Source organism: Synechocystis sp. FACHB-908, assembly GCF_014698595.1.
Taxonomy (GTDB): domain Bacteria; phylum Cyanobacteriota; class Cyanobacteriia; order Cyanobacteriales; family Microcystaceae; genus Synechocystis.
Genome location: NZ_JACJTH010000027.1, coordinates 199,157 through 214,507 on the forward strand (window position 1 = coordinate 199,157; position 15,351 = coordinate 214,507).

Below are 15,351 nucleotides of genomic sequence, written 5' to 3' on the forward strand. Positions count from 1 at the left end.
AAACATTAACCAACAATAACCTTGAGCTTTCCCAGCACTACTTTTGTTTGAGAATCAATAGGGTGACATCATCCTCCGCCGGTTGGTCGCCCAAAAAATTGCGTAGATCGGCGATCGCCTGGTGACGAATTTCCGCCGGGGCCTGGTGCCGATGTTGGCAAAGCACTGTTTGTAATCTTTCTATGCCGTAAAACTGCCTCTGGCTATTCATTGCTTCCGTAATGCCATCGGTATAGAGCACCGCTAAATCACCGCTGTTTAAAGTAATTTCCCGCTCCGTCACAAAGGCACTAATATCTTGTTCCAAACCTAGGGGAAAGCCCAACTCAAAGGTATCAATCTGTTCCGTTGCTCCGTTGCTGCGAATAATCAATACTTCCTCATGTTGGCCGCTGAGGCGAATCAGCCCCGCTTCATATTGCAACACGCTTAAAGTCATATTCTTGGAAGAACCCATGCGCCTAGTATTTTCGTAGATGGTACGGTTCATGGCGCTCAACAGTTTGACCGGATCCGTTACCCCGTGTTCTAACAAAGTCCGCAATGCCGTTTGGGCCATGATCATCACCAAACTGCTTTCTAGGTCGTGGCCAGTAACGTCGCCAATGCTAATTCTGACTTGACCATTGGTTTGCAGAACGTCGTAATAATCTCCCCCCACCTCCGTGGCCGATTCCATAAAACCAGCAATTTCTAGCCCCGCCACCGCCGCCAATTCCTGTTCCGAAGGCATTAACATCTGTTGCAATTGTCGGGTAATGTCAATTTCCGCTTCCAACCGCAGATTTTCGTCCTGCAATTTTTCCGTCAAGCGACAGAGGGCATCGGCCACCGTATTAAAGGCGTGGACCACCTCTGCCATTTCGTCCTGGGTTTGTAATTCCACCGCTTTGGTTTCACTGCCCGCCACCATTTTTTCCGCCGCACTGCTCAAACTAGCAATGGTGGCCATGACGCTGGCATAAAAGCCCCAAAAAAGATAAACGGCGATCGCCAGGGTGGCCAAAACGAAGGTGCTGAGGAGCCATTGCCGTTGCTGGAATCGTTGAATACGTTCGGATAATAGTTGATCCAATTCGGGGCTGAGCACCCGCCAAAAGTGCAAACTATTCAGTAAACCCCATTGGCTCTGCTGGTTTAGTTGGGCATCATTGAGTTTTATTTGCCCGGTGATTACTTTGGTTAGGCTCTGCTCCAACTCTTCCAGGACTGTGGTCAAACCATTCAGGCTATTAATTACCCTTGGTTGTAGTTGTTGGCGAGCATTGTGGGTAAAGGCAACCCCCAGGTTTTTGACCAAACTTGTCTTTAACTGGGCTAATTGGGCTTTAATCACCAGCACTTGGGATTCCTCTGCTGGAGAGAGCCCCGGGCCGGAGTGGGCAGTAATAATTGTCCCTAGTTGAGCTAAATCCGTTTGCAGTTGGGGCAGTTTCAGCAACAGCGCTTCCATCAAGTAATAACTATCCAAATCCGGATCCAGGATTAAATTGGACTGATTACCCACCTGGGTCCGCAGAACGGCGATCGCCTGGAGAATTTGCTCTGAAGTGTCCTGTGATCTATCTGTAACCTGGGATAAAACTTGCTCTAAATCCCCATAATTCGTTTCCGTAGCTAACTTTTTTCCCCATCGCTCCTGGACTTGGGCCAACTGATCAACCGGAGATCGCCAATGGTTAGGCCCCAGGGAAATTAGGGGTTGCACCAATACTGTTTGTTGCAATTGTTGCAGAGGCCCTAGGTAAGCCAAACCCTGTTGCTCCAGTTGGGCAAACTGAATTTGACCCTGAATTTCCGACAGCAGCAAGAAAATGGCTAAACCCAGGGGCAACAAAAAACAGACACTAATCAGAGCAAACTTTTGGGGATAGTGCAATTGATTAATCAAGCCCACCGCTGGTTTGAGCACTTTTTGCCCCACAGTTACCGGCTCCATAACTTTTTCCTAATCACTGCAACAAAACTATTTTTAAGAGTACCCAAGGCTGACTCTGATCACAGCGGGGTCTTTTCGCTCCCAACGCTAACACAATCCTGGGGTCATCATTATTGGGCAAAATCAATGGTCAGAGCTATGTTTGATCAATTCTTTGTCACTACTTTGCCACTGTTATGATCAAAGCTCAAAGTCAAGCATCGTCTTGGCATTATTCCCTGTTTGTCCATGCCCCTGCCCCGTTTACTAACCATTGTCCTCGCTGTCAGTTTCATTTTGGGGATGGTGATTTGGCTCATTGATGCCATTCTGCGGCTTTATTCCCAGGTGGCTTGGACTTCCCCTTTTTTGGCCAATATTGTCATTTTGCTAGTTATTGCGGTACTAGCTCTGTTGATTGCCACTTTTTTTTACTATTTCAACCTGGCTAATCAGCCCAAGGATAGTTCTGGTAAAAAACGGCGACGCATAAAATTACCTGAGCAAAAAAACGAAACGGCGGCGGCTAATTTACAAGCAGTGCGGCGGCAGATGCAACAAATCCAAGACCAGGTGGCCCAAAAAGCGCTATTGGAAAAAACCCGTTTAATTGAGGCGCAGTTAAAACGAGGCAATTTAAATTTAGTGGTGTTTGGCACAGGATCGGCGGGTAAAACCTCTTTGGTGAATGCTTTATTGGGCCAAATTCAGGGAGAAGTAGCCCCCACCATGGGCACCACGATCGCCGGGGAAAAATATTATCTTTACTTGGATGGGGTAAGCCGGGATTTGGAAATTACGGACACACCGGGCATTTTAGAGGCGGGGGTGCGGGGTACGGAACGGGAAACAGCGGCTCGGCAATTGGCCACGGAGGCGGATTTGCTACTGTTTGTGGTGGATAATGACCTACGTCAGTCGGAATACGAACCCCTGCAAGCATTGGCCAAAATTGGTAAACGGTCTTTACTCATTCTCAATAAGACTGATCTGTATCCCCCGGATGAGGTGGAAGTATTATTGCAAACCCTCCGGCAACGGGTTAAAGCCTTTATTCCCCCGGAAGATGTGTTGGCGATCGCCGCTCGGCCCCAGGATGTGGCCATTCAACCGGGATTACTGATGAGACCAGAGCCGGAAATTGAGCCTTTGGTGAAACGTTTAGTGTCCGTGCTCCGCAGTGATGGGGACGATTTGATGGCGGATAACATTCTGTTGCAGTCCCAACGGCTGGGGGATGAGGCTCGGCAAATTATTGAACAGCAACGGCAACGGGAAGCCATGAAAATTATTGACCGTTACCAATGGATTGGGGCGGGAGCCATTGCCGTGACCCCCTTGCCAGTGATTGATCTGTTGGCCACTACGGCCATTAATGCCCAAATGGTGGTGGAGATCGGTCGGGTCTATGGCTGTGAAATTGACGGCGATCGGGGCAAGGAGTTGGCCATTTCCCTGGGTAAAACCTTTGTGGGACTAGGCATTGTCAAAGGGGCGGTGGAGTTGATGGCCCAAGCCATGCAGTTGCAACTCACTACCTATATCATTGGTAAAGCAATTCAGGGCATCACTGCGGCCTACCTCACCCGCATTGCTGGTAAAAGTTTTATTCAATATTTCCGTCAGGATCAGGATTGGGGCGATGGCGGCGTGGCCCAAGTGGTGGAACAACAATTCCAACTCAGTCGCAAAGATGAATTTATCCAAGCCTTTGTTAAACAGGCGATCGCCAAAGTGGTGGAACCCCTGGAAGATTTTTGGGGCAAGGAAAGCCCAGATACTACCCCAGAACAGCTAGAACCCTTGCCAGAACTGAGAGATTTAACGCCCCTAGAGGAAGAATTCATCGAAGCCATCCTACCTGAACCGGAAGTTTACCATACCCGTTATGCCGATTGGGATAGTCCCCGACCCCAGCGCCAGGATGATTGGTAATTAGCCATGACGTGAGTCCGACAGCTAAAAAGTAGTTAGTGGGAGGGCTTTTGATGGCGGAAAACAAAACTCTCTTTCAGTTCATCATTTTCGTTCACCCTCGGCGATCGCCTCCTCTGCCTGGGGACTCTGTTGGGGCACATATAATTTACAATTGTTACAATTGTGGCTGTTTTAAATAGGCCTCCCCTTTGGCCTGTCGTTGTGGCATAAAGTCTAGCTAAGGCCCAGAACCCCGACCGGCAAACAACACGACCCCATAACCTATACATCCAACCGCCCCTCTGTTTGCTGTTGGCTAAAATTTACACGTAAATTCCTATGGAAAAAGATCTCACTCGTTACCGCAATATTGGTATTTTCGCCCACGTAGATGCGGGTAAAACCACCACCACCGAACGGATTTTGAAGTTAACCGGGAGAATCCATAAACTCGGCGAGGTACACGAAGGCGAATCCACCATGGACTTCATGGAGCAGGAAGCGGAGCGGGGTATCACCATCCAATCGGCGGCCACCAGTTGTTTTTGGAAAGATCATCAACTCAATGTTATCGACACCCCTGGCCACGTGGACTTCACTATTGAAGTTTACCGCTCCCTGAAAGTGTTGGATGGCGGCATTGGGGTATTTTGTGGCTCCGGCGGTGTGGAACCTCAGTCGGAAACCAACTGGCGCTATGCGAACGATTCTAAAGTCGCCCGTTTGATTTACATTAATAAACTTGACCGTACCGGGGCAGATTTTTACCGGGTAGTTAAGCAGGTGGAAACGGTGCTCGGGGCTAAACCCTTGGTGATGACTCTGCCCATTGGGACAGAAAATGATTTCGTTGGTGTGGTGGATATTCTCACGGAAAAAGCCTATATCTGGGATGACTCCGGCGACCCGGAAAAATATGAAATCACCGACATTCCTGCTGACATGGTGGACGATGTGGCCACCTACCGGGAAATGCTGATCGAAACAGCGGTGGAACAGGACGATGATTTGATGGAAAAATACCTGGAAGGGGAAGAAATCAGCATCGATGACATCAAGCGTTGTATCCGTACCGGCACCCGTAAGTTGGACTTTTTCCCCACCTATGGCGGTTCCTCCTTTAAAAACAAAGGGGTACAACTGGTGCTGGATGCGGTGGTGGACTACTTGCCCAACCCCAAAGAAGTACCTCCTCAACCGGAAGTGGATTTAGAAGGGGAAGAAACCGGCAACTACGCCATTGTTGATCCAGAAGCCCCCCTGCGGGCCCTGGCGTTCAAAATTATGGACGACCGCTTTGGTGCTTTGACCTTCACCCGGATTTACTCCGGTACCCTCAGTAAAGGGGACACCATTCTCAATACTGCCACCGGTAAAACAGAACGCATTGGTCGTTTGGTGGAAATGCACGCCGATTCCCGGGAAGAAATTGAGTCCGCTCAAGCCGGGGACATTGTGGCGATCGTGGGCATGAAAAATGTGCAAACGGGCCACACTCTCTGTGACCCCAAAAATCCGGCCACTTTGGAACCCATGGTCTTCCCCGACCCGGTGATCTCCATTGCCATTAAGCCCAAGAAAAAAGGCATGGACGAAAAATTGGGTATGGCTCTGAGCAAAATGGTGCAGGAAGATCCTTCCTTCCAAGTGGAAACCGACGAAGAAAGCGGTGAAACCATCATTAAGGGGATGGGGGAATTGCACTTGGATATCAAAATGGATATTCTCAAGCGTACCCATGGTGTAGAAGTGGAAATGGGTAAACCCCAGGTGGCCTACCGGGAATCCATTACCCAGCAGGTATCGGATACCTATGTACACAAGAAGCAGTCCGGTGGTTCTGGTCAGTATGCCAAAATTGACTACATCGTGGAGCCTGGGGAACCCGGTTCTGGCTTCCAGTTCGAGTCCAAAGTAACCGGTGGTAACGTGCCCCGGGAATATTGGCCCGCAGTACAAAAAGGTTTTGACCAGAGTGTGGTTAAAGGCGTTTTGGCTGGCTATCCTGTGGTGGACTTGAAAGTTACCCTCACCGACGGTGGCTTCCACCCTGTAGACTCTTCGGCGATCGCCTTTGAAATTGCGGCCAAAGCTGGTTACCGTCAAAGCTTACCCAAAGCCAAACCCCAAATTTTGGAACCGATTATGGCGGTGGATGTGTTCACCCCGGAAGACCATATGGGGGATGTAATCGGCGATTTGAACCGTCGTCGGGGCATGATCAAATCCCAGGAAACTGGCCCCATGGGAGTGCGGGTAAAAGCGGATGTGCCTTTGAGCGAAATGTTCGGCTACATTGGTGATTTGCGGACCATGACTTCCGGTCGGGGTCAATTCTCCATGGTGTTTGACCACTACGCTCCCTGCCCCACCAACGTTGCGGAGGAAGTAATCAAAGAAGCCAAAGAACGGCAAGCCGCTGCTTAATTCCAAATTTGACTGTCTCAAATGTTTTCTGCCCCCATTTTCGGGGGCTTTTTTGTGCAATTTTTGCTTCTACTGCCATCGTGTACCATGGCTAGAAAGCTATGGGTATTTTCCAAGTAAGTCGACGACTTAATCCCATTGAGTAAAGTACTGTTACTGGTTGCCTAATTTTGACTTTTTTCAATGAACACAACTTTTCCGGCGGTGTACGGCCCCGTTAATTCCTGGCGCTATGGCCGTTCCCTGGGTATTGATCCCATCGGGGCTATTTCCACCTGTTCTTTTAACTGCGTTTATTGTCAACTGGGGGAAATTGAGCACCTCAGCGGCGATCGCCAAATTTTCATTCCCACCGCTGACATTTTGCGAGAATTGGCCCAGTTTGCCCCCTGGGAGGTGGATGTAATTACCCTAAGCGGCAGCGGAGAGCCGACGTTAGCCAAAAATTTAGGGGAAATTCTCGAAGGCATTAAAAAGTTGACTGGGAAATTAACCCTGGTACTCACCAATGCGACTTTGTTAAATGATGCTCAGGTAAGAGAAGAGCTCTCCTTAGCAGACAAGATTTCTGTCAAATTAGACGGATTGTGGCCAGACCAGTTACAAAGAATTAACCGACCGATCGCCGGCATTGAGTTGGAGCAAATTTTGACTGGTATTCAAACCTTTCAGCAGGAGTTTACAGGGGAATTATCAGTGCAAACCATGGTGCTGCAGCCCTGGGACCAGACAACTGAGAACCGTTATTTGGAGCTTTTATCCCTAATTAAGCCCACCGAAGTGCAACTCAACAGGCCCACCAGGCCCAAACCCCTCCAGCGGGAATTGGAAGGCCGGGGTAACCATACCGGCACCCCCTACGGCGATCGCCCTGTGACTCAAATCAAATGCGTCGATGGTCAGACCCTACAAAATTTGGCCAAAAAAATAAGTGGGGCGATCGGCATTCCTGTCCGCTGCGCCCCCGTAAAGGTCTTGTAAGTATGGTCGAATAATCTTTAAATAAATGGAGCCGAGCAGAATTGAACTGCTGTCCAAACTGGGTATTAACTTTCCGCTCATTCACAGGTTTAGTCCTTCTAGCCCTAGGACGGGGACCATCGATTATCCCTGATGGTGGGATGCTCTAGTCTGAGTCTTGATTGTTTAGCTAACTAGAGAAGAGCCAAACAAAGCATCCGTTGGGGTTAACCTCTAATCCTTAACGGAGTCAGAAAAGAAGTAAACGGTCTTTGACAAGAAAATGTAGCTTTTACAGACTAGGCTGCTATGGCTACCCGTTTGAAGCTGACGATGTTATTCGCAGTTACTTTTTTTTGAGCCTTTGATTTGCGAGAGGAGACTCACTCTCGACCTGTATCACGGGCAAGCTTTCGCCAACCTGTCGAAACCATTGCGGCCCCTTGATATACACCCCGATTATAAACCATTTTTTGGGGGGATGGCAAAAAGGAGCAGTGCCACCTCCAGCCTCTGCTCCAATATGGCTAACAAAAGTGCTCCCTCTCCAAACTAGTTAACTTAAATCATTGGTTGGTTCAGGAAAACGGAGCTTAGTCATCAAAAGTTGGGAAGGGATAAACTCCGGCAATGACTGTCCAACCTTTGTCAGAGGACTTGCTCAACTTCAGCAATTTCTGGGATCATTTCCCTTAATTTGCGCTCAATACCCATTTTTAGGGTCATGGTGGAACTGGGACAGGATCCACAAGCGCCCTGCAAACGTACTTTGACAATGGGACCGTCTAATTCTACTACTTCCACATTGCCGCCGTCAGCCATCAGGTAGGGACGGAGTTCATCCAATACCGTTTCCACATTATTTAGGGTGAGTTCCATCGCTCGCTAACCTCAGCTAAAAATTTTTGACTATCACTGATATCCTAACGTCAAACCCCGAGGCCAAGGTTGGCAAAAATCCCGGGGCTGAGGATAGAGAAAAGTAATTAGCGGTCTTTCAACCAACTGAACATCGCCCGCAGGTCTTTGCCCACTTCTTCGATCAATTCTTCTGATTCCCGACGACGCATGGCGGTGAAACCAGGTTTACCAGCTTGATTTTCCAACACGAATTCCCGGGCAAACTGACCAGATTGGATTTCATCGAGAATTTGACGCATTTCTGCCTTGGTTTCTTCGGTGACAATGCGGGGTCCCCGGGTTAAATCGCCATATTCAGCGGTATTGGAAATGCTGTCTCGCATTTTCGCCAAGCCACCTTCCACAATCAAATCGACAATTAACTTAACTTCGTGGAGACATTCAAAATAGGCCAATTCCGGCTGATAGCCAGCTTCCACCAGGGTATCGAATCCTGCTTTGATCAAAGCAGTCAGACCACCACAGAGCACCACCTGTTCGCCAAAAAGATCGGTTTCGGTTTCTTCCCGGAAAGTGGTTTCTAAAATACCGGCCCTGGTCCCCCCAATGCCCTTAGCGTAGGCCATAGCATAGTCCCGAGCTTGGCCACTAGCATCTTGGTACACAGCAAATAAGGCCGGTACTCCCTGGCCTTGTTCATAGGTGCGACGCACCAGATGGCCAGGCCCCTTAGGAGCGGCCATAACTACGTCCACATCGGCGGGGGGAACAATCTGGGCAAAGTTAATGTTGAAGCCGTGGGCAAATAACAGCACGTTTCCGGCCACGAGGTTAGGGGCGATTTCTGCTTCGTAAACGGTTTTTTGCACTTCATCGGGCAGGAGAATCATAATCAAATCCGCCGCTTTGGCTGCTTCAGCCACAGATAAAACTTTTAGCCCAGCTCCTTCTGCTTTGGCAACGGATTTACTGCCACTGTATAGCCCGACGACCACGTTAACGCCACTATCCTTGAGGTTGAGCGCATGGGCGTGACCTTGGGAGCCATAGCCGATAATAGCCACGGTTTTTCCGGCTAAGAGGTCAAGATTGGCATCCTGATCGTAATACATACGAGCCATGTAACTATCTCCTTGCTGCGATTGAATGGTGCTCTGCAAACTTTTAATCATAGCAAAGGCCGGTCTGCTTATTCTGTCCTGTAAGTGTTGTAGGATCAAATTCTGCATCTGTTAAATTCTAGCTTTTGGTCTATGCTTGCCCTAATTGACACTGTTAAATCCATTGATAATCAGCTTTCCCGTCGTCATATTGACCTAGACCCCGCAGGTTATTGGTTGGTCATGGTGGAGCGGGAAGCTGGAGTGTTGAAGGTGGAGCACTACAGTAACGATATTAATGACCAGGGTTTGGCGGTGGATCCGGAAACGGGGGAAGTGATTGCCTGTCAAGGGGGGAGAAAAAGACTACCCAGTTTGACTTTAACTGGTCGCACTGCCAAGGAGTTGTGCGTGAAGATTTTTGAGGAGTTGGAATCCTGTCCAGTGACTATGCTCAACCATGCTGCTTACTTGGGTCGGGAATTGATGCGGGCGGAATTAGCTCTAACTGGGGGCGGAGAATATATTCAGGATTAGTTAAACCGTCCTAAATAAGCAAATTTTGTCAGCGGCAATCAATAGCAACAAATCTGGAGACTGAAACCATGAAAATTTTACCGGCGATCGATCTGCTAGGTGGCAAGTGTGTGCGCCTCTATCAAGGGGATTATGACCAGTCCCAGGTGTACCACGAAGATCCGGTGGAAGTAGCCCGCCAGTGGCAAGCCCAGGGAGCTAGTCGTTTGCATTTAGTCGATCTTGATGGAGCTAAGGAAGGACAACCAGTTAACCTAACGGCGATCGCCAATATTGTTGAAGCCCTAACCATTCCTGTACAGGTAGGCGGAGGCTTAAGGGATAGAAACCGGGTCAAACAATTGCTGGATTTGGGGGTGGGCCGAGTTATTCTAGGTACGATCGCCGTGGAAAATCCTGACTTAGTGGGGGAATTATGTGCCGAATTTCCTGGGCAAATTGTGGTGGGTATTGATGCCCGCAATGGCAAAGTGGCCACTAGGGGGTGGTTAGAAACTTCTACGGTGGAAGCGGGGGAATTGGCCCAACGCATGGAAAAGCTAGGAGCGGCGGCCATTATCTACACTGATATTCACCGGGATGGCACAATGCAGGGGCCCAACTTAGATGCTCTGCGACAATTAGCTAGTCAGTTAACCATTCCAGTGATTGCATCGGGGGGAGTCAGCCAAGTAGAAGACCTGTTGAATCTGCTTAGCTTGGAAAGTCTGGGGGTCAATGGAGTCATCATCGGCAAAGCCCTTTACACCGGGGACATTCAGTTGGCAGAAGCAATCCGGGCAGTGGGCAATGGTCGCTGGCAAGATGTGCCGCCGTTGGACTTTCCCCGTTTGGGCTAGTTTTTTCGTTTTTTGAAGTCAAATTAGTCTTGACTCTGGCTGGGTTGGAGAAAAACCCTCGTTCCTTCAATGACAGTGTGGCTTTGCCATTCTCTTTTGGTATCAGGACAATCTAACCGATAATGTCCCCCCCGGCTTTCCTCCCGAAAGAGGGCACTAGTCAAAATTAATTGTGCTATATCCAGCAGATTATGGGTTTCGGCCCACAACTGCATAAATTCATTCAGCCCTGGGCCACTTAGGCTAATTTTTTGATCCTCTGGTAGGTGAGCTAAAAGCTTACTGCTGCTGAGCTGCTGCCATTGTTCTTGCCATTGTTCCAATTTGGCGATCGCCATTTGGAGAGTTTCAGCTTGGCGACAAATGCCGGCGGTTTGCCACATCAAGCGAGGTAATTCACTGCGCCAATGGTTTAGGAGGGCTAGGTCATTGGTGGTGTCTAGTCGAATTTCCTTTATCGATTGATTAACGTTGGAGTCACTGGAGGCAAGGGGCGGTAAGCTCAAATTTCTTAATTGACTAGCAAAAACAATGCATTCCAGCAGAGAATTACTGGCCAGGCGATTGGCTCCATGGACCCCAGTGCTGGCGGTTTCCCCCAACGCATACAAGCCTGGAATAGTGGTTTGACAATTAATATCTGTGGTAATGCCCCCCATCCAATAATGGGCCGCTGGGGCAACGGGAATTGGTTCACGAAAAATGTCCACCCCCCAGTGCAAACAACGGCGAATAATATTGGGAAAACGCCTTTGGATGCGCTCCGGCTCAATGGGACTCAGATCCAAAAAAACAGTGGCTTGGGTGGGATCTTTTTCTGTATTGGCTAAATGTTGGAAAATTGCCCGACTAACCACGTCCCTGGGAGCTAGTTCTCCCCTGGGATGGTAATCAAAAGCAAATCTTTTCCCCTGGCGATCGAGCAGATGGGCCCCTTCCCCCCGCACTGCTTCACTGATCAAAAAATGGGGCACACCCGGTTTAGTTAAAGCGGTGGGATGAAATTGAAAGAATTCTAAATCCCGCACCTGGGCCCCCGATCGCCAAGCGAGGGCAATGCCGTCACCAGTACTAACTTTGGGATTGGTAGTTTGGGCAAACACTTGACCGCCGCCCCCGGTGGCCAATAACACCGCTCGGGAGTGGAAAGTTTCAATGGTTTGATTGACAAAAACCTGAATGCCCCGACAATGGCCCGTTGTTGGCTCAATATTTAAAGACAGGGCGATCGCCTGGGAAAAAATTTCCACATTGGGCCGAGCTTGCACCTGTCCCATCAACGTCGAAACAATGGCCCGCCCCGTAGTGTCCGCCGCATGGAGTACCCTCGGTTGGGAATGGGCCGCCTCCAACGTTAAAGCCAGATGCTGCCCATGGCGATCAAAACTAACACCGAACTGCACCAACTCGGCGATCGCCTGGGGGGCATGATTCACTAGGAAATCCACCGCTTCCCCATCACATAAACCCGCTCCAGCAGCTAAGGTATCTTCGTAGTGAGATTGGGGAGAATCCGTCGGGGCAATAGCGGCCGCAATCCCTCCCTGGGCCCAATCACTGGCCCCCGTTTTCAGTTCCGCCTTGGTAACCAGAGCCACACGGTAATGACCAGGCAAACAAAGACAGGCATAAAGGCCTGCCGCTCCGGAGCCCACCACCACCACATCGAACTGATTTGCCCCCATATCCCCAAATTCCCAAAAGATTGTCTTCCCAGATTAGCGGTTTCAGTCCAGCTTGGGGACATTTACCCAGACAGAGTTAGGGGTTAAAAATTGCAAATTGCCAATGCTTATCTAACATTAATATTCCAATCTCGTCGCAAATCTCGTTGGAAGTCATCCAAAACCCGTTTTAAAGTCTGCTCTACTGAATCACCATCGTTGTACTCATAGGTACGACATTGATTGGTGGTATAGGTATCGGTGCGATCGGGCACTACATTTTCTTGGCCACCATAGGTTCTGCCGTAATAACCATCCTCAAATCCCCTAGCAAATTCGCCCCCAGCGGAACGGGGTTCAAAGGGTTTCTTGTCCCTGGCCGCCGCTGCTCCTTCCCGATAGCCATCGTCATAGGCTTGGGGATGACTGCCGGGATCCCGTAAAGTCCGGCTTTTTTCCACCGGATAACAATACTGGATCTTGCCAGCGTTAGCAGGGGCAATCGCCATTAGGGAAGAAAGCAAAACCCCGATAAGGCAAGTTGGTAAAAAACGGCAGTAACCCATGGCAAGTGATCACACTCTAGAAACAACTCTGGCAAAGCCCTGGTAAGCCACCATGGTCAATACCCCCATCCAAAATATTGATGCTTGGTCGGTTCCTAGAGAATGCCACTACTAGCTAGACCCAACACCATGCCTGCTCCTAAAATGTGGCCGAAACTCATGGTAGCCAGCAATTCCGGCAAGCCAAAGGTTTTCTTCGACGCCAACTGGGGCAGAGCCAAGTCCTTACCCTTACCGGTTTTTTGGATGGCAAAGTAGCCAATCACAAAAGCAAACACATTACAAAGGCACATGATAATGCCCACCGAAAGGCTCCAACCAGCGGTGGTGGGACTAGCCTGGGCTAAAAGCAGAGCAGTATTAAACATTGATAAAGGTTCTCCAAAGATAATTTCAAAGACTTGATTTTCTTTGAGGTATTCTAGCCGATGAAGAGCAATCCCCCTCTTTGAGCGCCCCCGTTCCCTGGCGATCGCCGTCATCGATTCCGTTAACTTTTTGGCGATCGATGTCCCCTTAGTCCACTAATTAGTAATGATTAGTAATGAAAGCTTGACTAGGCAAAATTCCCCACACCAGTTGCAAAAAAAGATTGAAAAAGCCACTATCACGCAGAAAATTCCGTTGAGTCAAAAGCTCCAACCCCAGTTAGGTCAATCATCGGCAATAATTTTAAGTCTTTCTGTCCCCGCTCACCAGCAATGTGAAAAAAAGTCGTGGTCAGACCACAATTAAGCCCCATTTTTTTGTTATCGAGGCTACAATCAATGAAGTCTTTTTTCACTGATTCATCAAGCTCTACCGCTGACTAGCCTTCTCTAACACTTTTACGCCTGAATCCTTGCATTCTGTTTTTCCCCAACGAAGAAGTTAGAGAACCCCGAATCAATAGACTGACCGAGCGCACATCATCTAGCAACGCCTAGGGGTGGCCTCAACTTTGACTGACCAGCTAATTTTGTACACGACTTAGGAGTTAACGAGGAAAACGGCATGACCCAGACGAAAGAGCCACTCACCAAAGCTGAATCCGCCGAACTGGAGCAAGAAATAGAGCTAAGTCAATACATTAACACTGATGATATTGACGACGATGATATTGACGTAGAGGATTTAGAACAGGAAGTCGCCGCTACAGAAGGGAAGGAAAAAAAAGTCCGGAAAATTCGTAAGGACGCGGTTAAAAAGAAACCCTACACCGAAGACTCAATCCGTATCTATCTCCAGGAAATTGGCCGGATTCGTCTGCTCAGGGCCGAAGAAGAAATTGAACTAGCCCGTCAAATTGCCGACCTCCTCGAACTCGAGCTAATTCGGGACAACCTCACCCTTCAACTAGAACGCCAGCCCTCGGAACTGGAATGGGGTAAACAGGTCTGGAAGTTGGAAACCGCCAAACAACGGTTAGTAGGCGACAAGAAAAAAGAGCCGAAAAAGAAAGATATAGATAGTTACCTCGCCAATCCAGACAACGAATTAAGTCTGGAAAATGAATGGAGCCAACAGCCCAACAAAAATTTTGCCGCCTTCCGTCGTCGTCTTTTTCTGGATCGCCGAGCCAAAGACAAAATGGTGCAGTCTAACCTGCGGCTAGTAGTGTCCATTGCCAAAAAATATATGAATCGGGGTCTATCATTCCAAGATCTAATTCAGGAAGGTTCTCTAGGTTTAATCCGAGCTGCCGAAAAATTTGACCACGAAAAAGGTTACAAATTCTCCACCTATGCCACCTGGTGGATTCGCCAAGCCATCACCCGGGCGATCGCCGACCAATCTCGCACCATCCGCCTCCCCGTCCACCTCTACGAAACCATCTCCCGCATCAAAAAAACCACCAAACTCCTCTCCCAGGAAATGCGACGTAAACCCACCGAGGAAGAAATCGCCGAAAAAATGGAGATGACCATCGAAAAATTACGCTTCATCGCCAAATCCGCCCAACTTCCCATCTCCCTCGAAACCCCCATTGGGAAAGAAGAGGACTCCCGCCTAGGGGACTTCATCGAAGCCGACGGCGAAACCCCTGAGGATGAAGTATCCAAAAATCTGCTCCGGGAAGACCTGGAAAATGTCCTTGACACCCTCAGCCCCCGGGAACGAGACGTATTGCGTCTACGCTATGGCCTCGACGACGGCCGCATGAAGACCCTAGAAGAGATTGGGCAAATCTTTAACGTCACCCGGGAACGCATCCGTCAGATCGAAGCTAAAGCCCTGCGGAAACTGCGTCACCCTAACCGCAACAGCATCCTCAAGGAATATATCCGCTAATCCCCTTTATCCAGTGATATAACCCTCAGCGTTGTCTTGACCCCATCAGGACAGCGCTTTTTGTCTTTCTAGGGAGAATTCCAATTTCTATTGGACACACTGCACTGAATTCGTAATTCACGCACCCGGCCTAACCCATCAGGAAGCCCAAAAGAAGCCCCTGAAGCTCAGAATTTGTAGTTACCGGTGTCGAGCGAAGTTTTTTTCTATGGTTGAAGCCGTTACTATGACTGTGATTCAGGGATTTTGAAAAATATTTTGTGAAAAGGTGTTGACTTTTCTTGCGGTATT

12 protein-coding genes and 1 other RNA gene are annotated in these 15,351 nt (G+C 49.1%); 6 read left to right on the plus strand and 7 right to left on the minus strand.

All coding sequences use genetic code 11. The features are described from left to right. Nucleotides 1-37: 37 nt before the first annotated feature. Entirely contained in the window at nt 38-1,939 is a 1,902-nt protein-coding gene (locus tag H6G46_RS10110) for a PP2C family protein-serine/threonine phosphatase (protein ID WP_010874143.1), read from the minus strand. Nucleotides 1,940-2,167: 228 nt separating this feature from the next. On the opposite strand from H6G46_RS10110, the gene H6G46_RS10115 reads away from it, so the two are divergent. The 3 genes from H6G46_RS10115 to H6G46_RS10125 all read left to right on the plus strand — a co-directional run bounded on the left by H6G46_RS10115 (nt 2,168) and on the right by H6G46_RS10125 (nt 7,243). Beyond that, nucleotides 2,168-3,853 carry a GTP-binding protein gene (locus H6G46_RS10115; protein ID WP_010874144.1) on the plus strand — a complete coding sequence of 562 codons (1,686 nt, stop codon included), beginning with the start codon at nt 2,168-2,170 and terminating at the stop codon, nt 3,851-3,853. Between the two features lie 321 nt (nt 3,854-4,174). After that, nucleotides 4,175-6,262, plus strand: a complete 2,088-nt coding sequence (gene fusB / locus H6G46_RS10120) for an elongation factor G variant FusB (protein ID WP_010874145.1) — start codon at nt 4,175-4,177, stop codon at nt 6,260-6,262. A gap of 183 nt (nt 6,263-6,445) precedes the next feature. Continuing rightward, nucleotides 6,446-7,243: a radical SAM protein gene (locus H6G46_RS10125; RefSeq protein WP_010874146.1), complete on the plus strand. Its 798-nt coding sequence runs from the start codon at nt 6,446-6,448 to the stop codon at nt 7,241-7,243. A 23-nt stretch (nt 7,244-7,266) separates the two neighbouring features. Here H6G46_RS10125 and ssrA read toward each other — a convergent pair. The 3 genes from ssrA to ilvC form a co-directional block, all read right to left on the minus strand. Beyond that, nucleotides 7,267-7,665: a transfer-messenger RNA gene (ssrA, locus tag H6G46_RS10130) on the minus strand. A 205-nt stretch (nt 7,666-7,870) separates the two neighbouring features. Next, the gene (locus H6G46_RS10135; protein ID WP_010874147.1) at nt 7,871-8,101 is read right to left on the minus strand and encodes a NifU family protein; all 231 of its coding nucleotides are present in this window, start codon (nt 8,099-8,101) and stop codon (nt 7,871-7,873) included. A gap of 107 nt (nt 8,102-8,208) precedes the next feature. Then, entirely contained in the window at nt 8,209-9,255 is a 1,047-nt protein-coding gene (ilvC, locus tag H6G46_RS10140; RefSeq protein ID WP_071822677.1) for a ketol-acid reductoisomerase, read from the minus strand. 81 nt (nt 9,256-9,336) lie between these two features. Between ilvC and H6G46_RS10145 the strand changes: the two genes are divergently transcribed. After that, nucleotides 9,337-9,720 carry a DUF4346 domain-containing protein gene (locus H6G46_RS10145; protein ID WP_010874149.1) on the plus strand — a complete coding sequence of 128 codons (384 nt, stop codon included), beginning with the start codon at nt 9,337-9,339 and terminating at the stop codon, nt 9,718-9,720. A 68-nt stretch (nt 9,721-9,788) separates the two neighbouring features. After that, nucleotides 9,789-10,559: a 1-(5-phosphoribosyl)-5-[(5-phosphoribosylamino)methylideneamino]imidazole-4-carboxamide isomerase gene (gene hisA / locus H6G46_RS10150; protein ID WP_010874150.1), complete on the plus strand. Its 771-nt coding sequence runs from the start codon at nt 9,789-9,791 to the stop codon at nt 10,557-10,559. Between the two features lie 23 nt (nt 10,560-10,582). On the opposite strand, the gene nadB is transcribed toward hisA, so the two are convergent. From nadB to psaK, 3 genes are all read right to left on the minus strand, one after another. Continuing rightward, nucleotides 10,583-12,244, minus strand: coding sequence for an L-aspartate oxidase (gene nadB, locus H6G46_RS10155; RefSeq protein WP_010874151.1), 1,662 nt, complete (start codon nt 12,242-12,244; stop codon nt 10,583-10,585). A gap of 107 nt (nt 12,245-12,351) precedes the next feature. Continuing rightward, nucleotides 12,352-12,732, minus strand: a complete 381-nt coding sequence (locus tag H6G46_RS10160; protein WP_020861945.1) for a hypothetical protein — start codon at nt 12,730-12,732, stop codon at nt 12,352-12,354. A 152-nt stretch (nt 12,733-12,884) separates the two neighbouring features. Beyond that, complete coding sequence (gene psaK / locus H6G46_RS10165; RefSeq protein ID WP_014407161.1) at nt 12,885-13,157, minus strand: photosystem I reaction center subunit PsaK; 273 nt, start codon at nt 13,155-13,157, stop codon at nt 12,885-12,887. A gap of 625 nt (nt 13,158-13,782) precedes the next feature. On the opposite strand from psaK, the gene rpoD reads away from it, so the two are divergent. Next, entirely contained in the window at nt 13,783-15,060 is a 1,278-nt protein-coding gene (gene rpoD, locus H6G46_RS10170) for an RNA polymerase sigma factor RpoD (RefSeq protein ID WP_010874154.1), read from the plus strand. Nucleotides 15,061-15,351 lie beyond the last annotated feature (291 nt).

Coding starts and splice junctions, on each gene's coding strand:
- H6G46_RS10110 (WP_010874143.1), bottom strand. CDS start 1,939: ATGGAGCCGGTAACTGTGGGGCAAAAAGTGCTCAAACCAGCGGTGGGC.
- H6G46_RS10115 (WP_010874144.1), top strand. CDS start 2,168: ATGCCCCTGCCCCGTTTACTAACCATTGTCCTCGCTGTCAGTTTCATT.
- fusB (WP_010874145.1), top strand. CDS start 4,175: ATGGAAAAAGATCTCACTCGTTACCGCAATATTGGTATTTTCGCCCAC.
- H6G46_RS10125 (WP_010874146.1), top strand. CDS start 6,446: ATGAACACAACTTTTCCGGCGGTGTACGGCCCCGTTAATTCCTGGCGC.
- H6G46_RS10135 (WP_010874147.1), bottom strand. CDS start 8,101: ATGGAACTCACCCTAAATAATGTGGAAACGGTATTGGATGAACTCCGT.
- ilvC (WP_071822677.1), bottom strand. CDS start 9,255: ATGATTAAAAGTTTGCAGAGCACCATTCAATCGCAGCAAGGAGATAGT.
- H6G46_RS10145 (WP_010874149.1), top strand. CDS start 9,337: ATGCTTGCCCTAATTGACACTGTTAAATCCATTGATAATCAGCTTTCC.
- hisA (WP_010874150.1), top strand. CDS start 9,789: ATGAAAATTTTACCGGCGATCGATCTGCTAGGTGGCAAGTGTGTGCGC.
- nadB (WP_010874151.1), bottom strand. CDS start 12,244: ATGGGGGCAAATCAGTTCGATGTGGTGGTGGTGGGCTCCGGAGCGGCA.
- H6G46_RS10160 (WP_020861945.1), bottom strand. CDS start 12,732: ATGGCGATTGCCCCTGCTAACGCTGGCAAGATCCAGTATTGTTATCCG.
- psaK (WP_014407161.1), bottom strand. CDS start 13,157: ATGTTTAATACTGCTCTGCTTTTAGCCCAGGCTAGTCCCACCACCGCT.
- rpoD (WP_010874154.1), top strand. CDS start 13,783: ATGACCCAGACGAAAGAGCCACTCACCAAAGCTGAATCCGCCGAACTG.